This window comes from Tardiphaga robiniae, from assembly GCF_001618955.1.
Taxonomy (GTDB): domain Bacteria; phylum Pseudomonadota; class Alphaproteobacteria; order Rhizobiales; family Xanthobacteraceae; genus Tardiphaga; species Tardiphaga robiniae_A.
Genome location: NZ_LVYV01000003.1, coordinates 31,565 through 55,683 on the forward strand (window position 1 = coordinate 31,565; position 24,119 = coordinate 55,683).

Genomic DNA, 24,119 nt, shown 5'->3' on the forward strand with positions numbered 1-24,119 from the left:
GAATCTTGCGAAAATCATGCGGCCGTCTTGCGGCAATCTAGCGACCGAACACCACGGTGTGCATGACCCGGCCGGGCACGAGGGTGAACACACCGGCGATCACCAGGGCGCCGGCGAAGATCGAAATCATGGTGATGGCATGCGCCCTGACGCGGTGCCGGCGTGCGGCGACCACTCCGACCACCAGCATCACCGGCGCCATGATCGACAGCAGATGGATCGGGCTCCAGTCTCGCCACAGCCGGTAACTATCGCCATGGATCCCAAACGAGCTGATCGCAACAGTGGCGAGCAGGATCACCCAGATCCAGCCGAGCGTCCTGTGTGGCAGCGTGCCCTTGGGCGCGATCAATTGAACGACACCGAGCACGAATGCGGCCATGGCCGCGAAAGCATGCAGCGGGATCGGGGCAACGGCATCAAGCAATGGCTGCAGCGACATGGTGGCCCTCGCATTCAAGAGGCAGTGTCAGCTCACCATCGCAGAAATCTTCCATTGTAAAGATCATATGGCCCGCCACGTTGCCGCATCTAACCGCACCCTCAAAAAGTAAACGCGCTGCGAGCAATCAGCTCACAGCGCGCGATGCAGACGTTCAGGACGTCCTCACAATAGATCAGAACGGAATGTCGTCATCCATGTCGCTGCCGCGGCCACCACCGCCGGCCGGTGCTGCCACACGGCGCTGCGGCGGAGCGCTCGACGGGCCACTGGAGCCGAAGTCGCCGCCCATGTCGTCGCCGCCATAGCCACCGCCGCCGCCTGCGCCGCCGCCCGCGCGGCCATCAAGCATGGTCAGCGTCGAATTGAAGCCCTGCAACACGATCTCGGTGGAGTATTTCTCGACACCCTGCGGATCGGTCCATTTGCGGGTCTGCAGCGCGCCTTCGATGTAAACCTTGGCGCCCTTCTTCAGATATTGCTCGGCGACCTTGGCGAGACCTTCGCTGAAGATCACCACGCGATGCCACTCGGTCTTTTCCTTGCGCTCGCCGGTGCCCTTGTCGCGCCACGTATCCGAGGTTGCGACGGTCAGGTTGACGACCGGGTTGCCGTTCTGCATCCGGCGAACCTCGGGATCCTTGCCGAGATTGCCGACCAAAATCACCTTGTTGACGCTACCCGCCATACCGCTCTCCTACTCTCGAATCTGAATTTGCTGATCGGGCGCCGGCGCAGGCCCCGGCCCGCGCGCAAACGCCGCTGATGATGGGACCCTATACGGTCCGCGCTCCCGCGCAGGCCCCCGCGACTGGGTTATCCACGATCTCTTATATGATCGTCCTCCCATATAGCATGTTCCATTTTTGTTCTCAAGAACACCCCTTGGCGAATTGTTGGGCGACGGCGAGGTGCCGAGTCGTCGCTGTCGCGTCTGAGTGGAGCAATAGTGGAACCCGAAGGGAACCCGCGCTCCGCCAAAATTCATATACCTTTCATTAACTTAGAAACGACCAAACATCGAAGACGAGTGTGTTATTTGGGTGACGGACTTTTTGGCAGACTTGCGTATATTTCAATCACTGAATTGGATTTGGCGCCTGCGCCGGGACATTGGGGCTTCGCCGACGCGAAGCAATTTAAGGGGAGAATTCACATGAAGAAGTTTCTGTTGGGCACCGTTGCCTTGATCGCCTTGGGTGCTTCGGTTCCGGCAATGGCCGCTGACCTCGCTGCTCGTCCCTACACCAAGGCTCCGGCCTATGTTCCCGCCCCGATCTACAACTGGACCGGTTTCTACATCGGCGGTCACGTCGGCGGCGCGTTCAACGGTTCGAACGGCTTCGGCGGCACCACCGACAATTCGGACGGTCGCTTCCTCGGCGGCGTGCAGATCGGCTATGATTATCAGTTCGCTCCGAACTGGGTGTTCGGCATCGAAGGTCAGTACAGCTGGGTCGGTTCGAACAACACCAACGTCGCTTTCGTTCCGGCTGGCGTCACCTACAACCTGAACCAGAAGGGCCTCGGCTCGGTCACCGGTCGCATCGGTTACACCTGGGGTCCGGCACTGCTCTACGTGAAGGGCGGCTACGCCTACTCCGACTACAGCGAATCGCTGGTCGTGACCGGCACCGGCGTTCCGGTTGCCTTCGCAGCTGGCACCAAGCATGACGGTTACACCGTCGGCGCCGGCCTCGAATACCTGTTCACCCAGAATTGGTCGGGCAAGGTCGAGTACCAGTACTACGACTTCGGCAAGACCACCTTCGCTGCTCCGTCGCCGGTTGGCATCGTCGGCCTGTCGTCCCGCAACGACGAGCACACCGTCAAGGCTGGCCTGAACTACCGCTTCAACTGGGGTGGCCCGGTCGTCGCGAAGTACTAAGCTTCAGACTTACCTCTGAACCGAAAAGCCCGGCTTCGCGCCGGGCTTTTTGCTTTTGGAGGGCTGATCAGCGCCCTACCCGCAACCCCTTCGCCAACAAACCGTTGAAGGTTTGTGCGGAGCACTGGAAATCTCTTCTCGTTCTTCCTATGTTCCAATGACAATCAATCGGCGTTGATCCCGGCCCGGCCGGCGGTGCGCGCCCGGATGTGCGCATCTGACGCGTCGGGGAATTGCCTGTTATGGACGAGATCATCAAGGCGAAGCGGCAGCAGGCTGCCGTGAACATGCGCAGCATCACCATCCGCGGCGCGCGCGAACACAATCTCAAGAATGTCGATCTGACGATCCCGCGCGACAAGCTGGTGGTGTTCACCGGCCTGTCCGGCTCCGGCAAGTCGTCCCTCGCCTTCGACACGATCTATGCCGAAGGCCAGCGCCGCTATGTCGAGTCGCTGTCGGCTTACGCGCGGCAGTTTCTGGAGATGATGCAGAAGCCGGATGTCGACCAGATCGACGGCCTGTCGCCTGCCATATCCATCGAGCAGAAGACCACCTCGAAGAATCCGCGCTCGACGGTCGGCACCGTCACCGAGATCCACGATTACATGCGCCTGCTATGGGCGCGCGTCGGCATTCCCTATTCGCCGGCCACGGGTCTTCCGATCGAGAGCCAGACCGTCTCGATGATGGTCGATCGCGTGCTGGCGCTGCCGGAAGGCACGCGGCTGTATCTGCTGGCGCCGGTGGTGCGCGGCCGCAAGGGCGAGTATCGCAAGGAGCTCGCCGAATATCTCAAGAAGGGTTTTCAGCGCGTCAAGATCGACGGCACCTTCCATGAACTCGCTGAAGCGCCCGTACTCGACAAGAAGTTTCCGCATGACATTGACGTCGTCGTCGATCGCATCGTTGTCAGACCGGATATCGGCCAGCGCCTCGCTGAAAGTTTCGAGACCGCGCTGAAGCTCGCCGAAGGCCTTGCGGTCATTGAATATGCCGATGCGCCTGCTGCTCCCGCCGAAGACAGCACCGCGAAGAAGTCCGACAAGAAGGTCGCGAAGATTCACGACAAGACCGGTGCGGAACGCATCCTGTTTTCCGAAAAATTCGCCTGCCCGGTGTCCGGCTTCACGATCCCCGAGATCGAGCCGCGCCTATTCTCCTTCAACAATCCCTATGGCGCCTGTCCGAAATGCGGCGGCCTCGGCGTCGAACAGACCATCGATGCCGACCTCGTCATTCCCGACAAGGAGCTGACGCTGCGCAAGGGCGCCATCGCGCCCTGGGCAAAGTCGTCGTCGCCTTACTACGTGCAGACGCTGACGGCGCTCGGCAAGTTCTACAAGTTCACGCTCGACACCAAGTGGAAGGATCTGCCGAAGAAGACGCAGAACGCCATCCTGCATGGCTCCGCCGATGACGAGATCAAGTTCTCCTATGAAGACGGCGTGCGCGCCTATGACACCAAGAAGCCGTTCGAGGGCGTCGTCACCAATATCGACCGCCGCTTCCGCGAGACCGAAAGCGAATGGGCGCGCGAGGAGCTCGGCAAGTATTTCTCCGACGTGCCCTGCGATACCTGCGAGGGCTATCGGCTGAAGCCGGAAGCGCTGTCAGTGAAGATCGGCGGCAAGCATATCGGCAACATCTCGGAAATGTCGGTGCGCAAGGCCGGCGACTGGTTCGAGACCGTGCCGGAGCTGCTCAACAAGCAGCAGAACGAGATCGCCGTCCGCATCCTCAAGGAAATCCGCGAGCGCCTCTCCTTCCTGCTCGATGTCGGCCTCAACTATCTCACACTCGCACGATCCTCCGGCACGCTGTCCGGCGGCGAAAGCCAGCGTATCCGGCTGGCGTCGCAGATCGGCTCAGGCCTGACCGGCGTGCTCTATGTGCTCGACGAGCCGTCAATCGGCCTGCATCAGCGTGACAATGCGCGGCTGCTGGATACGCTGCGGCGGCTGCGCGATCTCGGCAATACCGTGATCGTGGTCGAGCATGACGAAGACGCGGTGATCGCGGCCGATTACGTGGTCGATGTCGGTCCGGGCGCCGGCACCCATGGCGGCAACATCGTCGCCCAGGGCACGCCCCAGGAGGTGATGCAGAATCCGAATTCCTTGACCGGCAAATATCTCACCGGCGAGATGTCGGTGCCGGTGCCGGAGCGCCGGCCGCCGAACCATCGCCGCACCATCAAGGTCATCAATGCGCGTGGCAACAATCTCAAGAATGTCTCGGCAGAAGTGCCGCTTGGCCTGTTCACCGCGGTGACCGGTGTCTCCGGTGGCGGCAAGTCGACACTGCTGATCGACACGCTCTACAAGGCCATCGCGCGAAAGCTCAACGGCGCCAGCGAAGGCGCAGCACCGCATGACCGCATCGAGGGCCTGGAGCATATCGACAAGATCATCGAGATCGACCAGTCGCCGATCGGCCGCACGCCGCGCTCCAATCCTGCGACCTATACCGGCGCCTTCACGCCGATCCGCGAATGGTTTGCCGGCCTGCCGGAATCCAAGGCGCGCGGCTATGAGGCCGGCCGCTTCTCGTTCAACGTCAAGGGTGGCCGCTGCGAGGCCTGCCAGGGTGACGGTGTCATCAAGATCGAGATGCACTTCCTGCCCGACGTCTATGTCACCTGCGATACCTGCAAAGGAAAACGCTACAACCGCGAAACGCTCGAAGTCCTGTTCAAGGGCAAGTCGATCGCCGACGTGCTCGACCTGACCGTGGAAGAAGCCGCCGAGTTCTTCAAGGCGGTGCCGCGTGTGCGCGAGACTTTTAAAACCCTGCATCGCGTTGGACTGGATTACATCCATGTCGGCCAGCAGGCGACGACGCTATCCGGCGGCGAGGCGCAGCGCGTGAAACTCGCCAAGGAGTTGAGCAAGCGCGCGACCGGTCGCACGCTCTACATTCTCGACGAGCCGACCACGGGACTCCACTTCCACGACGTCGCCAAACTGCTGGAAGTGCTGCATGAGCTGGTGGCGCAGGGCAACACGGTGGTGGTGATCGAGCACAATCTCGAAGTCATCAAAACCGCCGACTGGGTCATCGACCTCGGCCCCGAAGGCGGCGACGGCGGCGGCGAAATCGTCGCCTGGGGCCCGCCAGAAGATATCGTCAAGGCACCGCGGAGTTACACGGGTAAGTTCTTGAAGCCGGTGCTGGAAAAGGCGGGGAAGCCGAAGAAGCGGAAGCAGGCGAGCGAAGCAGCGGAGTGATCGAGAACCGTTTTTGCTCTGCCTCGCCTTGTCATAGTTAATCCCCCTTAGGAGATGGCGCTAACAAGCCAGCAAGGGCTCCCACGGCAGCAGACCCGATGGCAACTATCGCGTCTGGAAGTTTTACCGATTGATCGGCCTTTGCCAAGATCGCCAAATAGATTCCGCCAAATACGGTCGCAATTACAGCTACGCCAAGAATGACAACTACGGTTCGATAAATCCATTTATCGTTGCGAAGCGGATCTGCTTCGCTAACCGTCGCACTGATCAAAGACTTTACGTCATCGGGAATGTCTGTTCTCCCGACTAGCGGGGCAAAACGCATAAGCAACTCATTTTGATTCATTGAAGTCTCCCTTTCAGGGTTCAATCGATACTTTCGCTTCAAAACTTCCAAGAAATCCGCCCGGCTTTACGCTACGCCCGAAGTCATCTTTGATCACTATCGATATAACTTTCGCATCAATCTTCGATGTATTCAGATACGTGCGCCACTTAAATGATCCGTTCTGACGAACCGCCTGTGTGATAGCGTTTTTTTGACGCGCCCAAGTTGCCGGGGAAATGCCGATTTCTATCGACTCTTCACTATATCCGTCAGCATAGACAATGCATCGTACCGAAAGGTGTCTGCGCCTTGTGAGATAATCGAGCGTTCCTTCGGTCACTTCGACACCGAACGAAAAATATAAAGCTTCGTCAGTTAGTATTCGTCGAGCAATAGAGCCACCCGGTTCCACGATCGGACTACGCATAGTATATTCGCCGTCATCCTCGACGAAACTCGAAAACCGGGGACTAACAATTGAGAATAATTGGGCTTCCGCTCTACTCCCCATCCCCGCCAGGAAAAAAGCCAGCAGCAATATTCGTAACATCGCCCCACCCCCTTCTGTAACCTACCTGAGGTTGAAGAAATTGGAAGGGCCTTCGCCGACCTACGCAGTAGTCTATTTTGCAGCTGACAAACGCGGCATCGGCGAGCATGGCTAGGAAAAACGACGCAATACACAAGTGACGTAAACCTTGCATTTCACTTTGCGGACTACGAGCCTTCGATCTCTTGCAAAAAGTTCAGCTAGTTACCTCAGCCCCGTCCCGTGACATCGCTGGCACTTCACCACCTTCTCGCCCTTCTTCAGCAGGCCCTTGCCTTCGCAATTCTTGCACTTCTGCTTCTTCTTGGTGTTGGGGCCTTTCTGGTTGGGTCTATCGTCTGCCATGTTGGCTCCTGCGGATGATGTGAAACTGTTGTGACCCGTCTAGCACGCTTGCCTGCCGCTCGTGCATCGTTTCGCCGCGCGGATGCGGGTTGAAAACCGGGTCCGATGGGGTCATCCTTGCGAAAGGTCGCATATCGGCCACGACTCAGACGAGACCCAGCCCGTGACCGCCACTGCCAAACATCCAGCCGAGACCCCGGCCACCTTCCCGCCCGTTAGCCATGCCCTATAAGCTCGCCATCTTCGACTTCGACGGGACCCTGTCCGACAGCTTTTCGTGGTTCCTCAGCGTCATCAATTCCGTCGCCGACAAGCACAAGTTTCAGCGCGTCGAACGCGACCGCATCGACGAGTTGCGGAGCGTCGGCGCCGGCGAACTCATCCGGCTGCTCGGTGTCGCTAAATGGCGGATCCCGTTGATTGCGCGCGACATGCGCAAGATGAAGGCGAAGCAGATCGACCGCATTTCGCTGTTCCCAGGCGTCGACCGCATGTTCTGTGAATTAAAGGCGCGTGACATGACGATTGCGATCGTCAGCTCGGACAGCGAGGACAATGTGCGTCACGTGCTCGGCGATCTCGACCAGCACGTCGCCTATTTCGCCTGCGGCGCCGGCCTGTTCGGCAAGACGGCGAAATTCCAACGCATCCTTGAGCTCACCGGCATCTCTGTCGATGACACGATCAGCATCGGTGACGAGATCCGCGATATCGACGCTGCGCGCGAGGCCGGGATCGATTTCGGCGCGGTGACGTGGGGCTATACCAGCGGAGCAGCGCTGGAAGCGCGCGCGCCGAATTATCTGTTTTCCCGGATCGACGAGGTGATCGCGGCGCTGGCGGTGCCAGGACGCTAACCTGTGCCAAGGCGCTAACGGCCGGCGACAGACAAACGAGGCCCGCCGGCCTCACGACAAGACCGGCAGGCCTGATCGCTTGTTGTCACTGCCCGTGCTGGGCCATTTCCCCGTCGCTCAAATCCCAGTCTTGCCACAGCTGCAGTGCTGCCACCAGCACCACGAGACCGCCGAGGCAGGTATGGATGAATCTGAGCATGCCGTCGCCGGAATAACCAAGGAAAAGTGGCGAGGCGATCAGCCACAGGCCGAGAACGATCGCGGCCACCTCCTCCCAGCGTTGCAGCGCGACATACTGAAGCTGGGCAACGCCAAATACCAGGACGCCAACCGCCACCGTGTTAATGATTATGGCGCTGGGGGTCCCCCCGGCATATTGATGACCGTTCTGCGTAGGAAACCAGGGCGACAGCGCAATCAGGACGCCAAGCGCCATGCCAAACCAGTCTTCCCACGTGCGATGCGTACCGAGAAACCGAGAGTCTGACATCGTGACCTCCTCCAACAAGAGGCATACGTCAGCGGCCGTTGGCATGACACTCCAACTGTCAAACGACCGATCCGGCCGCTTCGGGGCGTATGTCTATAATTGACGTAGGAACCCGCTTTGCCTTTGCAAGGCCACGCCAAAGCCATTTTTCATAGCGCGCGGATCGACAGAAAGTCCTGCGCTGCAACACGGATTTCGCCGGTCAGATGAAGCATGCGGCGGCTGCATTGCACCCGTTTGGAAATGACTGCTACCTTCTCCCGGACACCTGTGGATGGAATGAGAATGAGCAGCGCCGTTAACAACAATACTTCGCTTCACCGTTTCGAACTTGCGGTCGACGGCCATATTGCTTTCACCGAATATACCCGGACGTCCGATACCATCACTTTCGTCCACACTGTCGTGCCGCAGGAATTGGGCGGCAGAGGTATCGGCTCACAGCTTGCCCGCGGCGCGCTCGATGTCGTCCGTGCACAGGGATTGAAGGTCGTGGCGCAGTGCCCCTTCATCGCGGCATATATCGCGAAGCATGCGGATTATCAGGATTTGCTGAAAGACGCGGCATGAGCGGCGTTCTCGACAACAAGGCGCTCAACCGCTTCGAGCTGGATGTCGGCGAAACCGTCGCCTTTGCGAATTATCGCCGTGCCGGCGATCGCGTCATCATCACGCACACCGAAACACCGCCTGCCCTGCGCGGCCGCGGCATTGCCTCAGAGCTGGTGAAGGGAGCGCTGGCGTTGATCCGTGCGGATGGGCTGAAGGTTGTCGCGGGTTGTTCTTTCGTGGTGGATTATCTGCGACGGCATGAGGAATATGCGGATCTGGTCGGCTGAGCCGGAGGCTGTCATTCGGGGCGCGCGTCTTCGCGCGAACCCGGAATCTTGAAATGTTTTGAGTTTTCTTTACATCGGGATTCCGGGTCTGTGCTTCAGCCGGCTGCGCCGCCTTACGCACATCCTCAGCCACTCCAATTGGAGTGGCGGGGAATGACGAGATTAGGTGATAAACCTCAAACGACCTTGATCGACATGTCCGGCAGGCCCTGGATTTTGCAGAGCAGCACGTCGCCCTTCACGACCGGGCCGACATTCTCCGGTGTGCCGGAATAGATGATGTCGCCGGCCTTCAGCTCGAAGGCGTCCGAGAGTTTCGATATCTGCTCGGCGACGCTCCAGATCATCTTGTCGAGATCGGAGGTCTGTTTCACCGTGCCATTGACTGCGAGCGAGATCGGCCCCTTGGTCATATGGCCGGTCTTGGCGACCGGATGGATCGGGCCGATGACTGCGGCGTGGTCGAAACTCTTGCCGATCTCCCATGGCTTCTTCTCATCGCCCATGGCGCGCTGCAGATCGCGGCGTGTCATGTCGAGTCCGACAGCATAGCCATAGACGTGGTCAAGCGCTCTATCGACGGGGATATTGGTGCCGCCGGATTTCAGCGCGGCGACGAGTTCAACCTCGTAATGATAGTTCTTGGTGAGCGACGGATACGGGTGATCGGCGACCTCGCCGATCTTGACGTTCTGGATCGCGTCGGTTGGCTTCTGGAAGAAGAACGGCGGCTCGCGCGTCGGGTCCGATCCCATCTCGCGGGAATGCGCCGCGTAGTTGCGACCGATGCAATAGATGCGGCGTACCGGAAACACGTCGGTCTCGCCGACGATGGGGATCGTCACCGTCGCGACCGAGAATATGCCCTTGGGACCGGCCTGCGCCTGCGCGACCTCGCCCGCCAATGCGCTGCCAGCCAGGGCAACGGCACCGGTGGTCAGAATCGTTCTGCGGTTGATGGGGTCCATGGCGTTTCTCCTCGTATGTTTTGTCTTGTTTATGGCCTTGTATTTATGCGTGCTGGTATACCACAGCAAAAAGGCCCGCGCGAGCGCGGGCCTTCAACTCCGTCCCAAATGGGAAGTTTAGTGCTTGATGTCGGCCGGCAGCTTGCCGCCATTGGCAGCGAGCTTGGTCATCATCTGCTTGTGCAGCCAGATGTTCATGCTGGCGGAATCGCTGGTGTCACCGGTGTAACCGAGCTCCTTGGCGAGATCCTTGCGGGCCGTCAGGCTGGAGTCGATGTCGAGCGCCTTCATCAGGTCGACGATCGAGGTCTTCCATTCCAGCTTCTCGCCCTTGGCCGCCACGGCCTTGTCGAGGATCGCAGCAACGTCAACACTGTCCATCGGCGCGGCGCCTGCGGGAGCCGAACCGCCGGCGGCCGGCGCGGCATCAGGGGATGCTGCACTGGCGCTGGTGCCAAAAATCGCGCCCATGATCTTTCCGAAAATGCTCATATGTCGCTCCCAATAGCTTTCGTGACAGATTGAAGAAGTCGTGCCGTGTTTGGTTCCGGCAGCACCAGCCGGTTCGTACTTGTATCCGCCCACCGTTCGCTTGCCAATGCGACGCGATAGACTGCGGGGAAGAGTCGTTCCAAGCAACTGCCCAAGCCAGCTGGCAAAGTCCTCGGCAGATCGTTTGACATCGGTAGCAAGGTCCGCCCGAATTGAGGCGAAAGCCCGGCCGCTGCATTGCAGCGCTGTGAATGTCGGACGACATTTTCACCGAGGCGTGAGCCACGGCGCTAGGTGCTGACCACGCCAAGGCTGGCAGCTCATCATCTTCAATGGCGCAACGACGAGTAACGTGGACCCGATAGTCTGATCTCGCCCAATGATGGCCTCTCGCAGAATTGCGCGAGAGGCCGTCATGCTGTTCTGATATCACTGCGCAAGCCTTGTTTTGGCCGTGGTTCACCGGAAGGCTCATCGCGCACTATCGTTCGCGACACACGATTTCATCATCGAATGAGAGCCTTGAGACCATGCGCGCCCTGCTTTGTACGTTCCTGCTTGGTACAGTCCTGATCTCGCCGCTAGCGCCGGCCCTTGCTGCGCCCTCCTGCGGCACCGGCAGTTTCGATGGTTGGCTCGCCGCCTTCAAGACGGAAGCCGTCGGTAAGGGCATTTCGGAGAAGACCGTCGATGCGGCACTGACCGGCGTCACCCTCGACAACAGCGTACTGTCGCGCGACCGCGGCCAGCAGGTCTTCAAACAAAGCTTCGAGGAATTCTCCGGACGCATGGTGCCGCCAAGGCTGCGTCGCGGCAGCGACATGCTGAAGCGTTACGGCTCGGTGCTCGGACGCATCGAACAGCAATATGGCGTGCCCGGTCCGGTGCTGGTGGCGATCTGGGGACTGGAGACCGACTATGGCGTGAACGTCGGCAAATTCCCTACCATCCGCGCCATCGCGTCGCTCGCATATGATTGTCGCCGCGCCGAGATGTTTCGCGGTGAATTGCTCGATGCCCTGCGCATTGTCGACCGCGGCGACCTCGCGCCTGCCGAGATGCATGGCGCCTGGGCCGGCGAAATCGGCCAGACGCAATTCATGCCATCGTCCTACCTGAAATTCGCTGTCGACTTCGACGGCAATGGCCATCGCGACCTGTTGCGCAGCGCGCCCGACGTGCTGGCCTCAACAGCAAACTACCTCGCCAGCTATGGCTGGAAGCGCGATCAGGATTTTGCGCCGGGGACTGCGAACTTCGCGGTCATTCAGCAGTGGAACAAGAGCGAGGTCTATTCGAAGACCATCGCCACTTTCGCCAGTCAGCTCGCCAAAGAACCGTAAGCTCGCAAGGGATGATGGAAGGGCCGTCCGCTCCTCAGCAAGCGGCCCCTCCCGTGATCTTACTTCACCGTGTCGATATGCATCGCCTTGGTGAGATGGACAGCACATGCACCCATCTTGCCATCCAGTAACGCGGTCTGCGCGTCGGTCATCTCCTTGAACGCAACCCACTTCGCATCGCCGTCCGCCATCGCTTCGATCGCGGTCTCGATCTTCTCCAGGTTCTTGCCGCTGCAGCCTTCCATCCGAGCCGCCGAAGCCGGAACCATAGCAAATGCAACAACAGCCATTGCGGCCGTTCCCAGTAATCTTGTGATCATGTTACTTTCCCTTCGCAACAGAGCCAGCGTCATTGCCGGATTCTGTAGGAGGATTGATACGTCCGGCTGCGATCCAGGGAATAACAGGCGCAGTGAATTGAACGTGAGGCGGTTGTGATCGCCACCAACAACACTCAGTTTTTCGTCGCTTCAGACATCACGAGCAACAAACTTACACAAATGTAATTCCCGCGGGATCGCGCATGTCGCGGTTTCGGCTCTTCGTTATGCATCGAAGCACGATCCGATCGCAGGCCAGCAATCGATCCCACAATTCAACTCGATCACTGAACGCGCATCCGTCTCGCCGAACACGACGCAACGCGAGCACACGATCGCTACCGTCTGGAAATTCCGGGTTGCAGATATAAATATCCTCACGCAGCTGTAACGTGGAATAAGCTTCTGATCAGCCCCACGTAAGGATGATTATAAATTCACATCTATTCTGCGTATGCGATTCGCGCATAGCGATGATGGCAATAGCCTAACGAAGAACCGTTGGATCCAACGCTCTATTTCGGAAAGAACGGCTTGATCCAATGCCACTTCACCGGCCAACGCATTCAGCTATTGGAACCGCTCCAAACGCATGATTTAACTGACTAATTAACGCATGAATTGGTGACGGGAGGTGCCCTAATACGCACTATGCCTGTAAAATCACCTCCCAGCGCCAAGAGGTTAATCATTCCTTGCGCGAGCTATGCGATCCTTGAGTAGCTGCATCGCAACATCTCCACTGCTGCACTGCGATATCGTCATCTATATTCACTTCAACAGCGAAGCACCTCGCAAGAGATGAATCGCCTAACGAAGGAGAACTAAGATGCTGCTTTCATTCATCCGCATGATCCAGGCGTTCCGCGACTATCAGCGCAACGTTGCCGAACTCTCCCAGCTCAGCGATCGCGAGCTTTCCGACATCGGTCTCGACCGTTCGGACATTCCGCGCGTTGCTTCTGGCGCCTACAACGGTTGATCCGTCGGGACGGTCATACGTCCAGCCTGACGTTTCACGGATTGCGCCCGCCTCGCGCGGGCGCGATCGTGGTTCCCTGAAGCCACCATCTTCAGAGCCAGACGTGTTCGAACCAAAGCGTTTTCAAAGCTTTGGCTAACCGGCCGAATTTCCGCGAAGCGAATTCCACTTCGCGCCGAAACGCGCTACATGCGGGGCCATGACAACAGCCCCAAACTCATACGCATCCTTGGCGGATAATGCCGTCCATGTGATCGGCGCGGGCCTTGCCGGCTCGGAAGCCGCCTGGCAGGTCGCCAATGCCGGCATTCCCGTGATCTTGCACGAGATGCGGCCGCACCAGATGACCGACGCCCATCGCACCGATGGCCTCGCCGAACTGGTCTGCTCCAATTCCTTCCGTTCTGACGACGCGCTTAACAACGCTGTCGGCCTGCTGCACGCCGAAATGCGCAAGCTGGGCTCACTGATCATGCGCTGCGCCGATGCCAACCAGGTGCCCGCCGGTGGGGCGCTGGCAGTGGACCGCGACGGCTTCTCCGATGCCGTGACCAAGGCGCTCAACGACCACCCGCTCATCACTATCGACCGCGCTGAAGTCGCTGGTCTGCCGCCCGCCGACTGGCGCAATGTCATCGTCGCCACGGGGCCTCTGACCTCGGCGGCGCTCGCGGATGGCATCCGTGGGCTGACCGACGAGAATGCGCTCGCCTTCTTCGATGCCATCGCGCCGATCGTCCATAAAGAATCGATCAACATGGAGATCGCCTGGTTCCAGTCACGTTACGACAAGGTCGGGCCCGGCGGCACCGGCGCCGACTACATCAACTGCCCGATGACCCGCGAGCAGTATGACGACTTCATCGATGCGCTGCTGGCTGGCGAAAAGACCGACTTCAAGGAGTGGGAAACCAACACGCCCTATTTCGACGGCTGTCTGCCCATCGAAGTGATGGCCGAGCGCGGCCGCGAAACGCTGCGTCACGGCCCGATGAAGCCTGTCGGACTGACCAATCCGCGCGATCCCCTCGTGAAGCCCTACGCCATCGTGCAGCTGCGCCAAGACAACAAGCTCGGCACGCTCTACAATATCGTCGGTTTCCAGACGAAGCTGAAATACGGCCCGCAGCAGCAAGCGCTGCGCATGATCCCCGGCCTGCAGAACGCGGAATTCGCACGGCTTGGCGGCCTGCATCGCAACACCTTCCTGAACTCGCCTAAGCTTCTGGATGAACAACTCCGCCTGAAGGCGCAGCCACGCCTGCGCTTTGCAGGCCAGATGACCGGCTGCGAAGGTTATGTGGAGTCCGCCAGCGTCGGCCTGATCGCCGGGCTCTATGCAGCGGCAGATGCCAAGAGCCAGTCGCTGGCGCCGCCGCCCGTGACGACGGCGCTGGGCTCGTTACTCAGCCACATCACCGGTGGCCACATCGAAACTGTCGACGCAGGCCCGCGCTCGTTCCAGCCGATGAACATCAATTTCGGCCTGTTCCCGCCGCTGGCCCAAGCGCCGACCAAAAAGCCCGACGGATCGCGGCTGCGCGGCAATGAGAAGACCGTTGCCAAGAAGCAGGCGATGAGCGCGCGGGCGCTGGCTGACATGGATAGCTGGATCGCCGCCAGCCTGCCCGTCGCAGCCGCGGCATGACGCTGGCGATTTGAATTTCAGGATTGTTCAATGAGTTTGCCGCCACAGGACGCCGCTGCGCTGTCCAAGACCTGGACCGAAGGTGTGTTGCTGAAACGCGACGTGTTCTCGACTGTCGAGCGCGGCCGCTATCGCATGTCATCAGGCGAAGTCGATGCGGTGCTGCGCCGGCTCGACCAGGTGCCGTGGTGGTCATATCTGCTGGCGCTGCATCTGTTCACGCGGGAACGCCGCGCACTAACGCTGGCGCGTGATCTGCGCGTCGGGCCTGAATTGCTCTGGGCCGGCGACCGCGCGCTGGTGCGTGGCTTCATCGACGGTGTCGCACTGCATCTCGCCAAGCCGCATCACGATGCGCGCTATTTCAAATCCGCGAAGCTGGCGCTACGCAAGCTGCATCGCATGGGCGTGTGCCATAACGATCTCGCCAAGGAGCAGAACTGGCTGCGCGGCAGCGATGGCCTCGCCTACGTCACCGACTTCCAGCTCGCGGTCTGTTTCAAGTCTCGCAGCCAGCTGTTTCGCATCGCCGCCTACGAAGATCTGCGTCACCTCCTGAAGCACAAGCGCACTTACGCGCCAGAACTGCTGACGCCGAAGGAAAAGGCGATCCTGTCAAAGAAGTCGCTGCCGGCACGGATCTGGCTGATGACCGGCAAGAAGGTCTATCGCGCCATCACACGCGGCATCTTCAACTTCACCGACCGCGAGGGCGGCGGCAAGCGTCTGGTCAACGACGCGCCCCCTCTGCTCGAGATCATCAAGCAGAACCCGGCGGTGCGCGACGCGTCGATCGTCGCCTTTGCCGACCGGCGCACCGGCGTCGGCCTCTATGCATTCGTGGAAGCCGATGACGTCGCGCTGGAAACGAAGCTGCAGGGTGAATTGGCTGCCGCAAAGGCAGCAAAGCCGCCTGAGCATCTGCAGGTCGTCGCAGCCCTGCCCCGCGACGCCTCCGGCCACATTCGCACCGAGGTGCTGCAGCTCGTCGCAATGAACCAGGTCGATCTGCTGGAGCCGTTGATGACCAGCGACGCCGACCGCGCGTTCCTGAAGGGCATTCTGGAGTCGCGAAAGAACCTTCGGGATCGGTTCAATTTCGAGACGACAGACCAGAAACTGACGTCACACTGATCGCGAAGCGCGCCACAGCGTCCAGAGGGTCCGCAACCGCGATCTGATGTGAAGTTCGAACGGATCGTGATCCGGCCGCGCCATCTGCGCCAGATCGTGCTTCACCAGCGCCATCGGCAGGAATGCAGCACGCGCAGCCTGTGACACATCGGCGAGCATTCCCTGCGCTGTCGCGAGCTGCTCCTGTGCACCTGATATCAGCCGATCCAGCGTTGCGCGGATGCCCGGCGTCATCTTGCCGGCAAACATCTGATCGGCGCTGCTGCCGTTCTGCAGCAGCATGTCCTGCGGAATGAACAATTGCCGCCGCATCGTGTCATAGGGCAGACGCGCAATGATCCGCGCAACGCCCTGAGCCAGCCCGGCATGCTCGGCAATATGCGCGCTGGCCTCCGAGCCATCGCCTAAGATCTTTGCCGACGCGAACAGCAAGGTTCCGAGCGTGTCGCGAAAGTGGCTCTCCAGCAGCGCGAGATCCGGCATCGGATCGTTGTAGAGATCGAACATGTGCACATCGATCAGCTTGGACAGCCGGTCGACGGGAAGGTCATGCGTGCGGATCGCCAGCAGTAATTCGGCAGCAACCGGGTTCTGATCAACCTCGCCATGGCCCACGCCGACCAGCATGTCGGTCCACCATTGCAGCCGAATCTCGCCAGGCAACGGCTGTTTCACCAGCTCGCGGACGCGCGAGATTTCCGTATTGAACGCATAGAGCGCCAGCAGCGCGCGACGCTTGTCAGCGGGTACGAACAAGGTCGCCGCGTAGCGGTCGAAGTCGTGGCTGCGCACCAACTCCGCGCAGAAAGCCGCGGAGCTCTGATTCGCACCACTCATGGCACCGCGATCAGCGCGGCGGCAACGCGGCGGCGCTCGCCCATCATCACGTTATAAGTGCGGATCGCCGGACCGGTTTGCATCGCATCGATCACCACATGCAGATTGCGCAAGGCATTGCGGAGATCGTTCGGCACGATCCAGACGTCATTGCCGGTACCGATGATCAGCGTGTCGATGCCCGCGGCGCCTTCGAACACGCGCCGCAGAGAATGGCGGTCGATGTCACTGGCCTTGGTCACCGACCACGCCCAGACCGCATCAGGCAGGCAGAGCAGCGAGCCCTGATGCGACATGGTGTCGAAGTGGAAGCCGCCCTTGCCGTAGGCTTCGATGGCGGCCGAGCGCGGAAGGTGCGGCGCTTCGGGATCGACCGGCATCTCAGGGCTTCGACTTCGCCGCTGGCTTGTCGGCGTCTTCGCGGTGTTCACCGACGCCGAGATAGATCAGCAGCGGCGCCGCGATAAAGATCGAGGTGTAGGTGCCGACCAGCACGACGCCGAAGATCATGACCGCCGTGAAGGAGTGGATCGCCTGGCCGCCAAACGCGTAGAGCGCCAGCAGCGCCAGCGTCACGGTGACGTGGGTGATGATCGAACGCGACAGCGTCGAATTGATCGACTCGTTCAGCAGCTCCGGCATCGGCATTTTCTTGTAGCGACGCAGAATCTCGCGAATACGATCGTAGATGACCACGGTGTCATTCAGCGAATAACCGAGAATGGTCAGCAGCGCCGCAATACTGGTGAGATCGAAATCGACCTGCGTGATCGACATGAAGCCGATGGTCAGGACGATATCGTGGACGTTGGCGATCATGGCACCGAGGGCGAACTGCCATTCGAAGCGGAACCAGAGATAAATCAGGATGCCCATGATCGCGACGATCAGGCCGAGCATGCCGTAAGCCAGCAATTCACCGGACACGCGCGGACCCACCACTTCAACGCGGCGGTATTCGACGCTGTCACCGAGCGCCGCGCGAACCTTCTGAACGGCAGCCTGCTGCGCGGCATCGCCACCCGGCTGTTCGGCCAGACGGATCAGCACGTCGGCCGCACCGCCGAACTGCTGCAGCTGCACGTCGCCGAGTTGCAGGGCGGCGAGCGTCGAGCGCATCGCGCTGATATCGGCCGTGCCAGACTTGGCCTGCACTTCGAGTAGCGTGCCGCCCTTGAAGTCGATGCCAAAATTCAGCCCATGCGTGAAGAACAGCACGATGGCAAGGATCGACAGCAGCGCCGAGATCGGAAACGAGATGCGGCGGAAGCGCGTGAAATCGAACTTCGTATCGTCGGGGACGATGCGGAGCGACGGCAACAGATCGAAGATCGCCACGATCGACAGAATGACGATCAGTGCACCCAGACCGGCCAGAACCATTTGTGTCGTTGTCAAAGTCTGCTCCGTAAACTCAAATCGGCACGCTGGTCGGCCGCTTCCACCTGACCCAGCCGGCGACGATCAGACGGGTCACGGTGAAGGCCGTGAAAACCGTCGTGATAATGCCAATGCCAAAGGTCACGGCGAAGCCGCGGACCGGTCCGGTGCCGATGTAAAACAGCACCGCAGCGGCGATGAAGGTCGTGATGTTGGAATCCAGAATGGTTGCCAGCGCGCGCTTGAAGCCCGCGTCGATCGCCGAGATGGCGGTGCGACCGGCGCGCAGTTCCTCGCGGATGCGCTCATAGATCAGCACGTTGGAGTCCACAGCGATGCCGACCGTCAGCACGATGCCGGCGATGCCGGGCAGCGTCAGCGTAGCGTTGAGCAGCGAAAGGATGCCGAAGATCATGAGGACGTTGATCGTCACCGCGATATTGGCGAACAGGCCGAACAGGCGGTAGGTCAGCAGCATGAAGACGATGACGAGGATTGAACCGACATAGGCGGCGAGTTCGCCCTTGGCGATGGAGTCGGCGCCGAGGCCCGGACCGACGGTGCGCTCTTCGATGATCGAGAGCGGCGCAGGCAGCGCGCCGGCGCGCAGCAGGATCGCCAGATCGTTAGCACCCTGCACGGTAAAGCTGCCGGAGATCTGGCCGGAGCCGCCGGTGATCGGTTCACGAATGACCGGGGCCGACACGACTTCGTTGTCGAGCACGATGGCGAAGGGCAGATTGACATTCTTCACCGTGGCGTCGGAAAACTTGCGTGCGCCAGAGGTGTTGAAGCGGAACGAGACGATCGGCTCATTGGTGCGCTGATCGAAGCCTGGCTGAGCGTCGGTCAGGTCAGCGCCGGAGACCAGCACTTCCTTTTTCACGAGATAGGGCGTCTTCGGCGACTGCGAGCTCATCAGAAGTTCGGAGTCGGGCGGCACCCTGCCCTGCGCCTGTTCGGCCGGGATCGAGGTATCCACCATGCGGAAGTCGAGCTTCGCCGTCTTGCCAAGCAGTTCCTTGAGACGGGTCGGATCTTGCAGACCCGGCACCTGAACGAGGATGCGGTCGAGACCCTGACGCTGGATCAGCGGCTCGACGGTGCCGAGTTCGTTGACGCGGCGCTCGACGATCTGGATCGACTGCTCGACCGACTGGCGAATGCGGTCATTGATCGCGGCCGGCGGCACCGAGAGACGGATCAGGCCGTTGCCTGCGTCCGAGACTTCCAGACTGCGCTGGCCGCTCTGTCCCATCAGGCCTCCGAGCGGCTGTGACAGTTCGCGCAGCTTGGTGAGCGCGGTCTGATACTCGGTGTCCTTGGTGATACGGACTTCGACATTGTCGCCGCGAACGCCGAGACCCGTATAGACGATCTTGGCATCACGCAGTGTACGGCGAACATCGTCGCGCACCTGATCAAGTTTGTCCTTCTTGACCGAATTCGCGTCCACTTCGAGCAGGATGTGCGAGCCACCCTGCAAGTCGAGACCCAGCACCAGATGGCGCTGCGCCCATTTCGGCCAGGTTTTCACGGTGGCTTCGGGAAAGAAATTAGGAACCGCGCACAGGCAGACCACGAGCGCCGTCAGAATGACCGCCAGCGCCTTCCACCGCGTGAAATACAACATCGAGATGACCCGTCAGATTCTTGAAATGGCGACGCGTAAACGCGTCAGCTCGCGGTCGAGTCGTCCTTGGCCTCGGACTTGTCCGCCTTCTCCTTGGCGGGCTCACCCTTGGTGCGCACACCCGAGATCATCGTACGGAGCTGGCGCACACGAACGCCTTCGGCGAGCTCGAACTCGACCTGCTCGTCATCGACCACTTTGGTGACCTTGCCGACGAGACCGCCCGAGGTGACGATGGTGTCACCGCGGCGGACGTTCTTCACCATTTCGGCGTGGTCCTTCACCTTCTTCTGCTGCGGACGCAGGATCAGGAAATACATGATCACGAAGATCAGCGCGAACGGCAGCAGCGACATGAGCATGCTGTTGGTGTCGCCGCCAGCTGCAGCCTGGGCAAACGCAGGGGTAATGAACATCGGAAGTCCTCGTGAACGCTGGGGAATAACCGGCGACGCGTTGGCGTTCGGCCGGTTGGGCAAATTCGCGCGGACTATAGCGGCCGGCGTCCCAATTGCAACGGCGGTAACCCCTCTGATTTGTCTGCGATTTGTACTGCTTGCGGATGTGTTCCGGGCTCGATATGGGTGCGCGCCGAGGAAAGTCAAAAATGTCAAAAAAGCCCAATAAAACAAGCCGTCGCCCCGCCAAAAAGGCCCCTGCGACCCGCTCATCCAAGACCGTCCGCACGACCGCGGCAAAACGTCCGCGACCAGCCGCCACCCCCCGGATCGACGAGCGTATCGCACTCGCCCTCGAAGCCATTGCCGCCGGCATGGCTGCCGCGGCCCCGAAGCGCTCCAATGCCGATTCTCTGGCCAGCGCCGAAGCCTTCATCTGGCATCCCGACGGTCGTCTCGCCCCGGTACCCAAGGTTTCGAGGGTCGATATCGAGCTGTTGCAGGGCATCAATCAGCAGGTCGACACCCTGATCGAGAACACCCGGCGCTTTGCCAACGGCCTGCCGGCCAACAACGCGCTGCTCTGGGGCGCGCGCGGCATGGGCAAGTCATCACTGGTCAAGGCCGCGCATGCCTCGGTCAATGCCAGCAAGTCCGTCGCCGGCCGCCTCAAGCTGGTCGAGATCCATCGCGAGGACATCGAGAGCCTGCCGGCGCTGATGGAGCAGATCCGCGCCTCGGATTTCTATTTCATCGTGTTCTGCGATGATCTTTCTTTCGACGGCAACGATGCGTCCTACAAATCGCTGAAAGCGGTATTGGAAGGCGGCATCGAAGGCCGGCCGGACAACGTGATCCTCTATGCGACCTCGAACCGCCGCCATCTTCTGGCGCGCGAAATGATCGAGAACGAGCGCTCCACGGCGATCAATCCCGGCGAAGCCGTCGAAGAGAAGGTGTCGTTGTCGGATCGTTTCGGCCTGTGGCTCGGCTTCCACAAGTGCAGCCAGGACGAATATCTCGACATGGTGCGCGGCTACTGCAGCCATTACGGCATCAAGACCGACGCCGCCGAATTGGAACGCGACGCGCTGGAATGGTCCACCACCCGCGGCTCGCGGTCAGGCCGTGTCGCCTGGCAATTCGTGCAGGAACTCGCGGGACGCCTGGGCGTGAAGCTAGCGACGAAGTAACCGGCGGCAAAGTGACCGGCGAATGCCGCCCCGTCATGATAACGGGGCGGCGCCCGACTTCCTTTAGGCGAGGTTTCGCAACTCCCGTGCCGCCGCGACCATATTCACGAGCGCAGGCCGCACCTCCTCCCATTTGCGGGTCTTGAGCCCGCAATCGGGATTGATCCAGAGCTGGGAGTCCGCCAGCCGCTGCCGTGCAAGCTTGAGCAAATCGACCATGTCGCGCGTTTCAGGTACCCGCGGCGAGTGGATGTCATAGACCCCAGGACCTATCTCGTTCGGATACTTGTAGGTCCTGAACGCATCGAGCAGCTCCATCTTCGATCGTGACGTTTCGATGGAGATCACATCGGCGTCCATGGCACCGATCGCGTCGATGATGTCGTTGAACTCCGAGTAACACATGTGCGTATGGATCTGCGTGTCGTCACGCACGCCCGACGAACAGATGCGGAAGCTCTCCACGGCCCAATCGAGATAGGACTTCCATTCCGATTTGCGCAGCGGAAGCCCTTCGCGAAGTGCCGCTTCGTCGATCTGGATTATGCCGGCCCCAGCCTTTTCCAGGTCAGCCACCTCATCGCGTATCGCGAGCGCGATCTGGCGACAGGCGACTTCACGGGGAATGTCGTCACGCACGAATGACCAGTTCAGGATCGTGACAGGCCCTGTCAGCATTGCCTTCATTGGCCGCTCGGTGAGCGACTGCGAATATTGCCACCACTCGACGGTCATGGGATGCGGCCGGGACACATCTCCAAACAAGACAGGAGGCCGTACATAGCGGGAGCCATAGGACTGGACCCAGCCATGCTTGGTGAAGGCGAAGCCGGAAAGTTGCTCGCCGAAATACTGCACCATGTCGTTGCGCTCGAACTCGCCATGCACCAGCACGTCGAGACCGATATTCTCCTGCCAGCGAACCGCCCTCGCCGTCTGATTCTGTAGGAACGTCTTGTAGGCGGCATCGCTGAGTGTACCCCTGACATGGGCCCCGCGTGCGTTTCTCACTTCCGCGGTCTGCGGAAACGAGCCGATGGTCGTTGTCGGGAATGCCGGCAGCTTGAAGCGTCGATGCTGTTCGCCCGCACGTGTGGCAAAGTCACTGCCGCGACGACGCATGGTCGCATCAACAGAGGCCACGCGCTTCGCGACAGCAAGGTCGTGGATCTTCGACGATGCCAGTCGCGCGGCTGCCGCGGCATCCGACGCCGCGAGCGTTGCAGCAACATTCGCGCGACTGCCAGCCAGTGCCGCTCCGAGCGCGGCCAGCTCTTCCATCTTCTGGATCGAGAATGCCAGCCAGCTTCTGACGTCCGGATCGAGATCGGTCTCGAGGCCCAGATCAATCGGCACATGCAATAGCGAACAGGATGGCGCGAGTTCCACGCGATCCGGCCCCAGCAGATCGACCATCGGCTCCAACCCATCCAGCAAACTGGACAGATCGGACCTCCAGATATTACGGCCGTCGATCACGCCGAGCGAGAGGACGAGGTCCTTCCGCGCCTTTGCAGCGACTTCGTCGAACTGCTCCGGTCCACGGACCAGATCGAGATGAAGCCCGGCGACGGGAAGCGACACGGCCAGATCGAGGTTATCGCCCAGCTCGCCAAAATACGTATTCAGCATGATCCTGAGCTGCGGGACCGCTTCTGCAAAGGCGGCGTAAGTCCGCTGCAGCGCCTGCCGGGCCGCTGCGTCGAGATCGAGCACCAGACACGGCTCATCCAGTTGCACCCACTCGGCGCCTCTGTCGGCCAGTTCGCCGAGTACCTCAACATAAACGGGCAGTAATCGATCGAGCAGCGTCACCGGATCGAATGAAGTATCCGCGCTCTTGGCCAGCTTCAGGTAGGTCACAGGCCCGACCAGCACAGGCCGCGTCTGATAGCCCAGCGATCTCGCCTCCTCGTATTCCTTGATCGGCTTGCGCGATGCGAGACTGAACGTCTGATCCTGCGCCAGTTCAGGCACCATGAAGTGGTAGTTGGTATCAAACCACTTGGTCATCTCCTGTGCTGGTACGCCTTGCGACGTGCCACCCGCATGAGAGCCGTGCGTGCAGGCCTCGTCATGCGCATAGCCTTGTGATCCACGCGCCATGGCAAAATAGGTCGCGAAGGAAACGTCTCCGCCCTTCCAGCCAGAGACTTTGGGAATGGCGCCGACCATGACGCTGGTATCGAGCACCTGATCGTAGAAAGAGAAGTCATTCGACGGCATGACCGTGATCCCGAGCGACTTCTGACGTGCCCAGTTTGCGGCACGCAGCCCGACGCCGACATCGATCAGCGCATTCTCGTCGATTGCACCGGACCAATAGCTTTCCAGCGCCATCTTGAGCTCACGCCGCGGACCGATCCGTGGCGTTCCCAATGTAGCAACAGGAAGCGAGGACGTAGATTTGGCAGAAGACTTGGAAGAAGTAGACTTTGACACAGTAGACATGGCTTAACCCCAATGATTGGGGGCAAAAGGCCAAAGTGACACGTCTGGATTCCACGACGGCAGTCGCGGAATCGCAACCGCACCACCGGGACACCCCGCCCGAGGACGTTTATGTTGTCGAGGCAGGTCTCCTGGCTCGCGGGTCAATGCTGCTGTCCGGCCTTCCCAAAACCTTTGCAGGTCTCAGTGACTTTAATGGACAGCGGCTCACCGCTTACAGTTGCGGGGGCAGCTCCGGCCTTGGCTTAACGCCTCACCGGCTTCCCTCTTAGCTTCGGGCAAACCTTCCCGAAGAACCACGACATGCTCACATATGGGCAACATCGCGCGGCAGTCAACAGAGTGCGCGCGGGCTAACTCTGCCCACA

At 60.3% G+C, this 24,119-nt stretch carries 25 protein-coding genes and 1 riboswitch; of the genes, 10 read left to right on the forward strand and 15 right to left on the reverse strand.

The features are described 5' to 3' along the window. Positions 1–37 precede the first annotated feature (37 nt). Positions 38–442, reverse strand: coding sequence for a DUF2306 domain-containing protein (locus A4A58_RS07075; RefSeq protein ID WP_068730946.1), 405 nt, complete (start codon positions 440–442; stop codon positions 38–40). Between the two features lie 175 nt (positions 443–617). Continuing rightward, complete coding sequence (locus tag A4A58_RS07080) at positions 618–1,130, reverse strand: single-stranded DNA-binding protein (protein WP_068730772.1); 513 nt, start codon at positions 1,128–1,130, stop codon at positions 618–620. A gap of 468 nt (positions 1,131–1,598) precedes the next feature. Between A4A58_RS07080 and A4A58_RS07085 the strand changes: the two genes are divergently transcribed. Then, on the forward strand, positions 1,599–2,330 hold the full coding sequence (locus A4A58_RS07085) for an outer membrane protein (protein WP_068730773.1): 732 nt from the start codon (positions 1,599–1,601) through the stop codon (positions 2,328–2,330). Positions 2,331–2,572: 242 nt separating this feature from the next. Continuing rightward, a complete protein-coding gene (gene uvrA, locus A4A58_RS07090) occupies positions 2,573–5,560 on the forward strand; it encodes an excinuclease ABC subunit UvrA (RefSeq protein ID WP_068730774.1) in 2,988 nt (995 codons plus the stop codon). A gap of 37 nt (positions 5,561–5,597) precedes the next feature. On the opposite strand, the gene A4A58_RS07095 is transcribed toward uvrA, so the two are convergent. The 3 genes from A4A58_RS07095 to A4A58_RS31065 all read right to left on the reverse strand — a co-directional run bounded on the left by A4A58_RS07095 (position 5,598) and on the right by A4A58_RS31065 (position 6,786). Beyond that, complete coding sequence (locus A4A58_RS07095) at positions 5,598–5,909, reverse strand: hypothetical protein (protein ID WP_068730775.1); 312 nt, start codon at positions 5,907–5,909, stop codon at positions 5,598–5,600. A gap of 13 nt (positions 5,910–5,922) precedes the next feature. Continuing rightward, positions 5,923–6,441 carry a hypothetical protein gene (locus tag A4A58_RS30210; protein ID WP_139069795.1) on the reverse strand — a complete coding sequence of 173 codons (519 nt, stop codon included), beginning with the start codon at positions 6,439–6,441 and terminating at the stop codon, positions 5,923–5,925. 204 nt (positions 6,442–6,645) lie between these two features. Further along, positions 6,646–6,786: a hypothetical protein gene (locus A4A58_RS31065; protein WP_165826921.1), complete on the reverse strand. Its 141-nt coding sequence runs from the start codon at positions 6,784–6,786 to the stop codon at positions 6,646–6,648. Positions 6,787–7,007: 221 nt separating this feature from the next. On the opposite strand from A4A58_RS31065, the gene A4A58_RS07100 reads away from it, so the two are divergent. Next, the gene (locus tag A4A58_RS07100) at positions 7,008–7,643 is read left to right on the forward strand and encodes an HAD-IA family hydrolase (protein ID WP_068730776.1); all 636 of its coding nucleotides are present in this window, start codon (positions 7,008–7,010) and stop codon (positions 7,641–7,643) included. A gap of 85 nt (positions 7,644–7,728) precedes the next feature. Here A4A58_RS07100 and A4A58_RS07105 read toward each other — a convergent pair whose 3' ends face one another. Then, on the reverse strand, positions 7,729–8,133 hold the full coding sequence (locus tag A4A58_RS07105; RefSeq protein WP_068730947.1) for an SPW repeat protein: 405 nt from the start codon (positions 8,131–8,133) through the stop codon (positions 7,729–7,731). 285 nt (positions 8,134–8,418) lie between these two features. Here A4A58_RS07105 and A4A58_RS07110 point away from each other — a divergent pair, with 285 nt between their 5' ends. Further along, positions 8,419–8,703, forward strand: coding sequence for a GNAT family N-acetyltransferase (locus A4A58_RS07110; protein ID WP_068730777.1), 285 nt, complete (start codon positions 8,419–8,421; stop codon positions 8,701–8,703). Further along, positions 8,700–8,972 carry a GNAT family N-acetyltransferase gene (locus A4A58_RS07115; protein WP_068730778.1) on the forward strand — a complete coding sequence of 91 codons (273 nt, stop codon included), beginning with the start codon at positions 8,700–8,702 and terminating at the stop codon, positions 8,970–8,972. Before A4A58_RS07110 ends, A4A58_RS07115 begins: the two co-directional genes overlap by 4 nt. Before the next feature lie 176 nt (positions 8,973–9,148). Here the strand turns inward: A4A58_RS07115 and A4A58_RS07120 are convergent, their stop codons facing one another. Both A4A58_RS07120 and A4A58_RS07125 read right to left on the reverse strand, forming a co-directional pair. Beyond that, positions 9,149–9,940: a fumarylacetoacetate hydrolase family protein gene (locus A4A58_RS07120; RefSeq protein ID WP_068730779.1), complete on the reverse strand. Its 792-nt coding sequence runs from the start codon at positions 9,938–9,940 to the stop codon at positions 9,149–9,151. A gap of 117 nt (positions 9,941–10,057) precedes the next feature. Beyond that, on the reverse strand, positions 10,058–10,432 hold the full coding sequence (locus A4A58_RS07125) for a DUF3597 domain-containing protein (protein ID WP_068730780.1): 375 nt from the start codon (positions 10,430–10,432) through the stop codon (positions 10,058–10,060). Between the two features lie 530 nt (positions 10,433–10,962). Between A4A58_RS07125 and A4A58_RS07130 the strand changes: the two genes are divergently transcribed. After that, a complete protein-coding gene (locus A4A58_RS07130; RefSeq protein WP_068730781.1) occupies positions 10,963–11,775 on the forward strand; it encodes a lytic murein transglycosylase in 813 nt (270 codons plus the stop codon). A 59-nt stretch (positions 11,776–11,834) separates the two neighbouring features. Here A4A58_RS07130 and A4A58_RS07135 read toward each other — a convergent pair whose 3' ends face one another. Beyond that, positions 11,835–12,128 (reverse strand): hypothetical protein, encoded by a 294-nt coding sequence (locus tag A4A58_RS07135; protein WP_244499691.1) that lies wholly within the window; start codon positions 12,126–12,128, stop codon positions 11,835–11,837. A gap of 796 nt (positions 12,129–12,924) precedes the next feature. Here A4A58_RS07135 and A4A58_RS29595 point away from each other — a divergent pair. The 3 genes from A4A58_RS29595 to A4A58_RS07145 all read left to right on the forward strand — a co-directional run bounded on the left by A4A58_RS29595 (position 12,925) and on the right by A4A58_RS07145 (position 15,859). Then, positions 12,925–13,077 carry a DUF1127 domain-containing protein gene (locus A4A58_RS29595; RefSeq protein ID WP_081421766.1) on the forward strand — a complete coding sequence of 51 codons (153 nt, stop codon included), beginning with the start codon at positions 12,925–12,927 and terminating at the stop codon, positions 13,075–13,077. A 199-nt stretch (positions 13,078–13,276) separates the two neighbouring features. Beyond that, positions 13,277–14,725 carry a methylenetetrahydrofolate--tRNA-(uracil(54)-C(5))-methyltransferase (FADH(2)-oxidizing) TrmFO gene (trmFO, locus tag A4A58_RS07140; protein WP_068730782.1) on the forward strand — a complete coding sequence of 483 codons (1,449 nt, stop codon included), beginning with the start codon at positions 13,277–13,279 and terminating at the stop codon, positions 14,723–14,725. A 30-nt stretch (positions 14,726–14,755) separates the two neighbouring features. Further along, positions 14,756–15,859, forward strand: coding sequence for a serine/threonine protein kinase (locus A4A58_RS07145; RefSeq protein WP_068730783.1), 1,104 nt, complete (start codon positions 14,756–14,758; stop codon positions 15,857–15,859). On the opposite strand, the gene A4A58_RS07150 is transcribed toward A4A58_RS07145, so the two are convergent. From A4A58_RS07150 to yajC, 5 genes are read right to left on the reverse strand one after another with little or no spacing between them, the layout of a single operon-like run. Beyond that, entirely contained in the window at positions 15,851–16,696 is an 846-nt protein-coding gene (locus tag A4A58_RS07150; protein ID WP_068730784.1) for a phytoene/squalene synthase family protein, read from the reverse strand. The two genes, A4A58_RS07145 and A4A58_RS07150, sit on opposite strands and share 9 nt — an antisense overlap. After that, the gene (locus A4A58_RS07155; RefSeq protein WP_068730785.1) at positions 16,693–17,076 is read right to left on the reverse strand and encodes an Mth938-like domain-containing protein; all 384 of its coding nucleotides are present in this window, start codon (positions 17,074–17,076) and stop codon (positions 16,693–16,695) included. The genes A4A58_RS07150 and A4A58_RS07155 overlap by 4 nt, the downstream gene beginning before the upstream one ends. 1 nt (position 17,077) lies before the next feature. Continuing rightward, the gene (gene secF, locus A4A58_RS07160) at positions 17,078–18,094 is read right to left on the reverse strand and encodes a protein translocase subunit SecF (RefSeq protein ID WP_081421767.1); all 1,017 of its coding nucleotides are present in this window, start codon (positions 18,092–18,094) and stop codon (positions 17,078–17,080) included. 16 nt (positions 18,095–18,110) lie between these two features. Beyond that, positions 18,111–19,709, reverse strand: a complete 1,599-nt coding sequence (gene secD / locus A4A58_RS07165; protein WP_068730787.1) for a protein translocase subunit SecD — start codon at positions 19,707–19,709, stop codon at positions 18,111–18,113. A 44-nt stretch (positions 19,710–19,753) separates the two neighbouring features. Next, complete coding sequence (yajC, locus tag A4A58_RS07170) at positions 19,754–20,125, reverse strand: preprotein translocase subunit YajC (protein ID WP_068730788.1); 372 nt, start codon at positions 20,123–20,125, stop codon at positions 19,754–19,756. Positions 20,126–20,316: 191 nt separating this feature from the next. Between yajC and A4A58_RS07175 the strand changes: the two genes are divergently transcribed. Beyond that, a complete protein-coding gene (locus A4A58_RS07175) occupies positions 20,317–21,300 on the forward strand; it encodes an ATP-binding protein (protein WP_068730949.1) in 984 nt (327 codons plus the stop codon). A 63-nt stretch (positions 21,301–21,363) separates the two neighbouring features. Here A4A58_RS07175 and metE read toward each other — a convergent pair whose 3' ends face one another. After that, positions 21,364–23,751 (reverse strand): 5-methyltetrahydropteroyltriglutamate--homocysteine S-methyltransferase, encoded by a 2,388-nt coding sequence (gene metE / locus A4A58_RS07180; RefSeq protein ID WP_068730789.1) that lies wholly within the window; start codon positions 23,749–23,751, stop codon positions 21,364–21,366. Positions 23,752–23,855: 104 nt separating this feature from the next. Then, positions 23,856–24,067, reverse strand: a riboswitch (cobalamin riboswitch). Between the last annotated feature and the right edge of the window lie 52 nt (positions 24,068–24,119).

Excerpts from the sequence above, each read along its gene's own strand:
- A4A58_RS07125 (WP_068730780.1), bottom strand. The coding sequence starts at position 10,432 with ATGAGCATTTTCGGAAAGATCATGGGCGCGATTTTTGGCACCAGCGCC.
- A4A58_RS07175 (WP_068730949.1), top strand. The coding sequence starts at position 20,317 with ATGTCAAAAAAGCCCAATAAAACAAGCCGTCGCCCCGCCAAAAAGGCC.
- secD (WP_068730787.1), bottom strand. The coding sequence starts at position 19,709 with ATGTTGTATTTCACGCGGTGGAAGGCGCTGGCGGTCATTCTGACGGCG.
- A4A58_RS07085 (WP_068730773.1), top strand. The coding sequence starts at position 1,599 with ATGAAGAAGTTTCTGTTGGGCACCGTTGCCTTGATCGCCTTGGGTGCT.
- A4A58_RS07115 (WP_068730778.1), top strand. The coding sequence starts at position 8,700 with ATGAGCGGCGTTCTCGACAACAAGGCGCTCAACCGCTTCGAGCTGGAT.
- metE (WP_068730789.1), bottom strand. The coding sequence starts at position 23,751 with ATGTCTACTGTGTCAAAGTCTACTTCTTCCAAGTCTTCTGCCAAATCT.
- A4A58_RS07100 (WP_068730776.1), top strand. The coding sequence starts at position 7,008 with ATGCCCTATAAGCTCGCCATCTTCGACTTCGACGGGACCCTGTCCGAC.
- A4A58_RS07150 (WP_068730784.1), bottom strand. The coding sequence starts at position 16,696 with ATGAGTGGTGCGAATCAGAGCTCCGCGGCTTTCTGCGCGGAGTTGGTG.
- A4A58_RS07110 (WP_068730777.1), top strand. The coding sequence starts at position 8,419 with ATGAGCAGCGCCGTTAACAACAATACTTCGCTTCACCGTTTCGAACTT.
- A4A58_RS07075 (WP_068730946.1), bottom strand. The coding sequence starts at position 442 with ATGTCGCTGCAGCCATTGCTTGATGCCGTTGCCCCGATCCCGCTGCAT.
- A4A58_RS07095 (WP_068730775.1), bottom strand. The coding sequence starts at position 5,909 with ATGAATCAAAATGAGTTGCTTATGCGTTTTGCCCCGCTAGTCGGGAGA.
- A4A58_RS07155 (WP_068730785.1), bottom strand. The coding sequence starts at position 17,076 with ATGCCGGTCGATCCCGAAGCGCCGCACCTTCCGCGCTCGGCCGCCATC.
- A4A58_RS07130 (WP_068730781.1), top strand. The coding sequence starts at position 10,963 with ATGCGCGCCCTGCTTTGTACGTTCCTGCTTGGTACAGTCCTGATCTCG.
- uvrA (WP_068730774.1), top strand. The coding sequence starts at position 2,573 with ATGGACGAGATCATCAAGGCGAAGCGGCAGCAGGCTGCCGTGAACATG.
- A4A58_RS07145 (WP_068730783.1), top strand. The coding sequence starts at position 14,756 with ATGAGTTTGCCGCCACAGGACGCCGCTGCGCTGTCCAAGACCTGGACC.
- A4A58_RS29595 (WP_081421766.1), top strand. The coding sequence starts at position 12,925 with ATGCTGCTTTCATTCATCCGCATGATCCAGGCGTTCCGCGACTATCAG.
- A4A58_RS07135 (WP_244499691.1), bottom strand. The coding sequence starts at position 12,128 with ATGACGCTGGCTCTGTTGCGAAGGGAAAGTAACATGATCACAAGATTA.
- A4A58_RS07080 (WP_068730772.1), bottom strand. The coding sequence starts at position 1,130 with ATGGCGGGTAGCGTCAACAAGGTGATTTTGGTCGGCAATCTCGGCAAG.
- A4A58_RS07120 (WP_068730779.1), bottom strand. The coding sequence starts at position 9,940 with ATGGACCCCATCAACCGCAGAACGATTCTGACCACCGGTGCCGTTGCC.
- A4A58_RS30210 (WP_139069795.1), bottom strand. The coding sequence starts at position 6,441 with ATGTTACGAATATTGCTGCTGGCTTTTTTCCTGGCGGGGATGGGGAGT.
- yajC (WP_068730788.1), bottom strand. The coding sequence starts at position 20,125 with ATGTTCATTACCCCTGCGTTTGCCCAGGCTGCAGCTGGCGGCGACACC.
- A4A58_RS07105 (WP_068730947.1), bottom strand. The coding sequence starts at position 8,133 with ATGTCAGACTCTCGGTTTCTCGGTACGCATCGCACGTGGGAAGACTGG.
- trmFO (WP_068730782.1), top strand. The coding sequence starts at position 13,277 with ATGACAACAGCCCCAAACTCATACGCATCCTTGGCGGATAATGCCGTC.
- A4A58_RS31065 (WP_165826921.1), bottom strand. The coding sequence starts at position 6,786 with ATGGCAGACGATAGACCCAACCAGAAAGGCCCCAACACCAAGAAGAAG.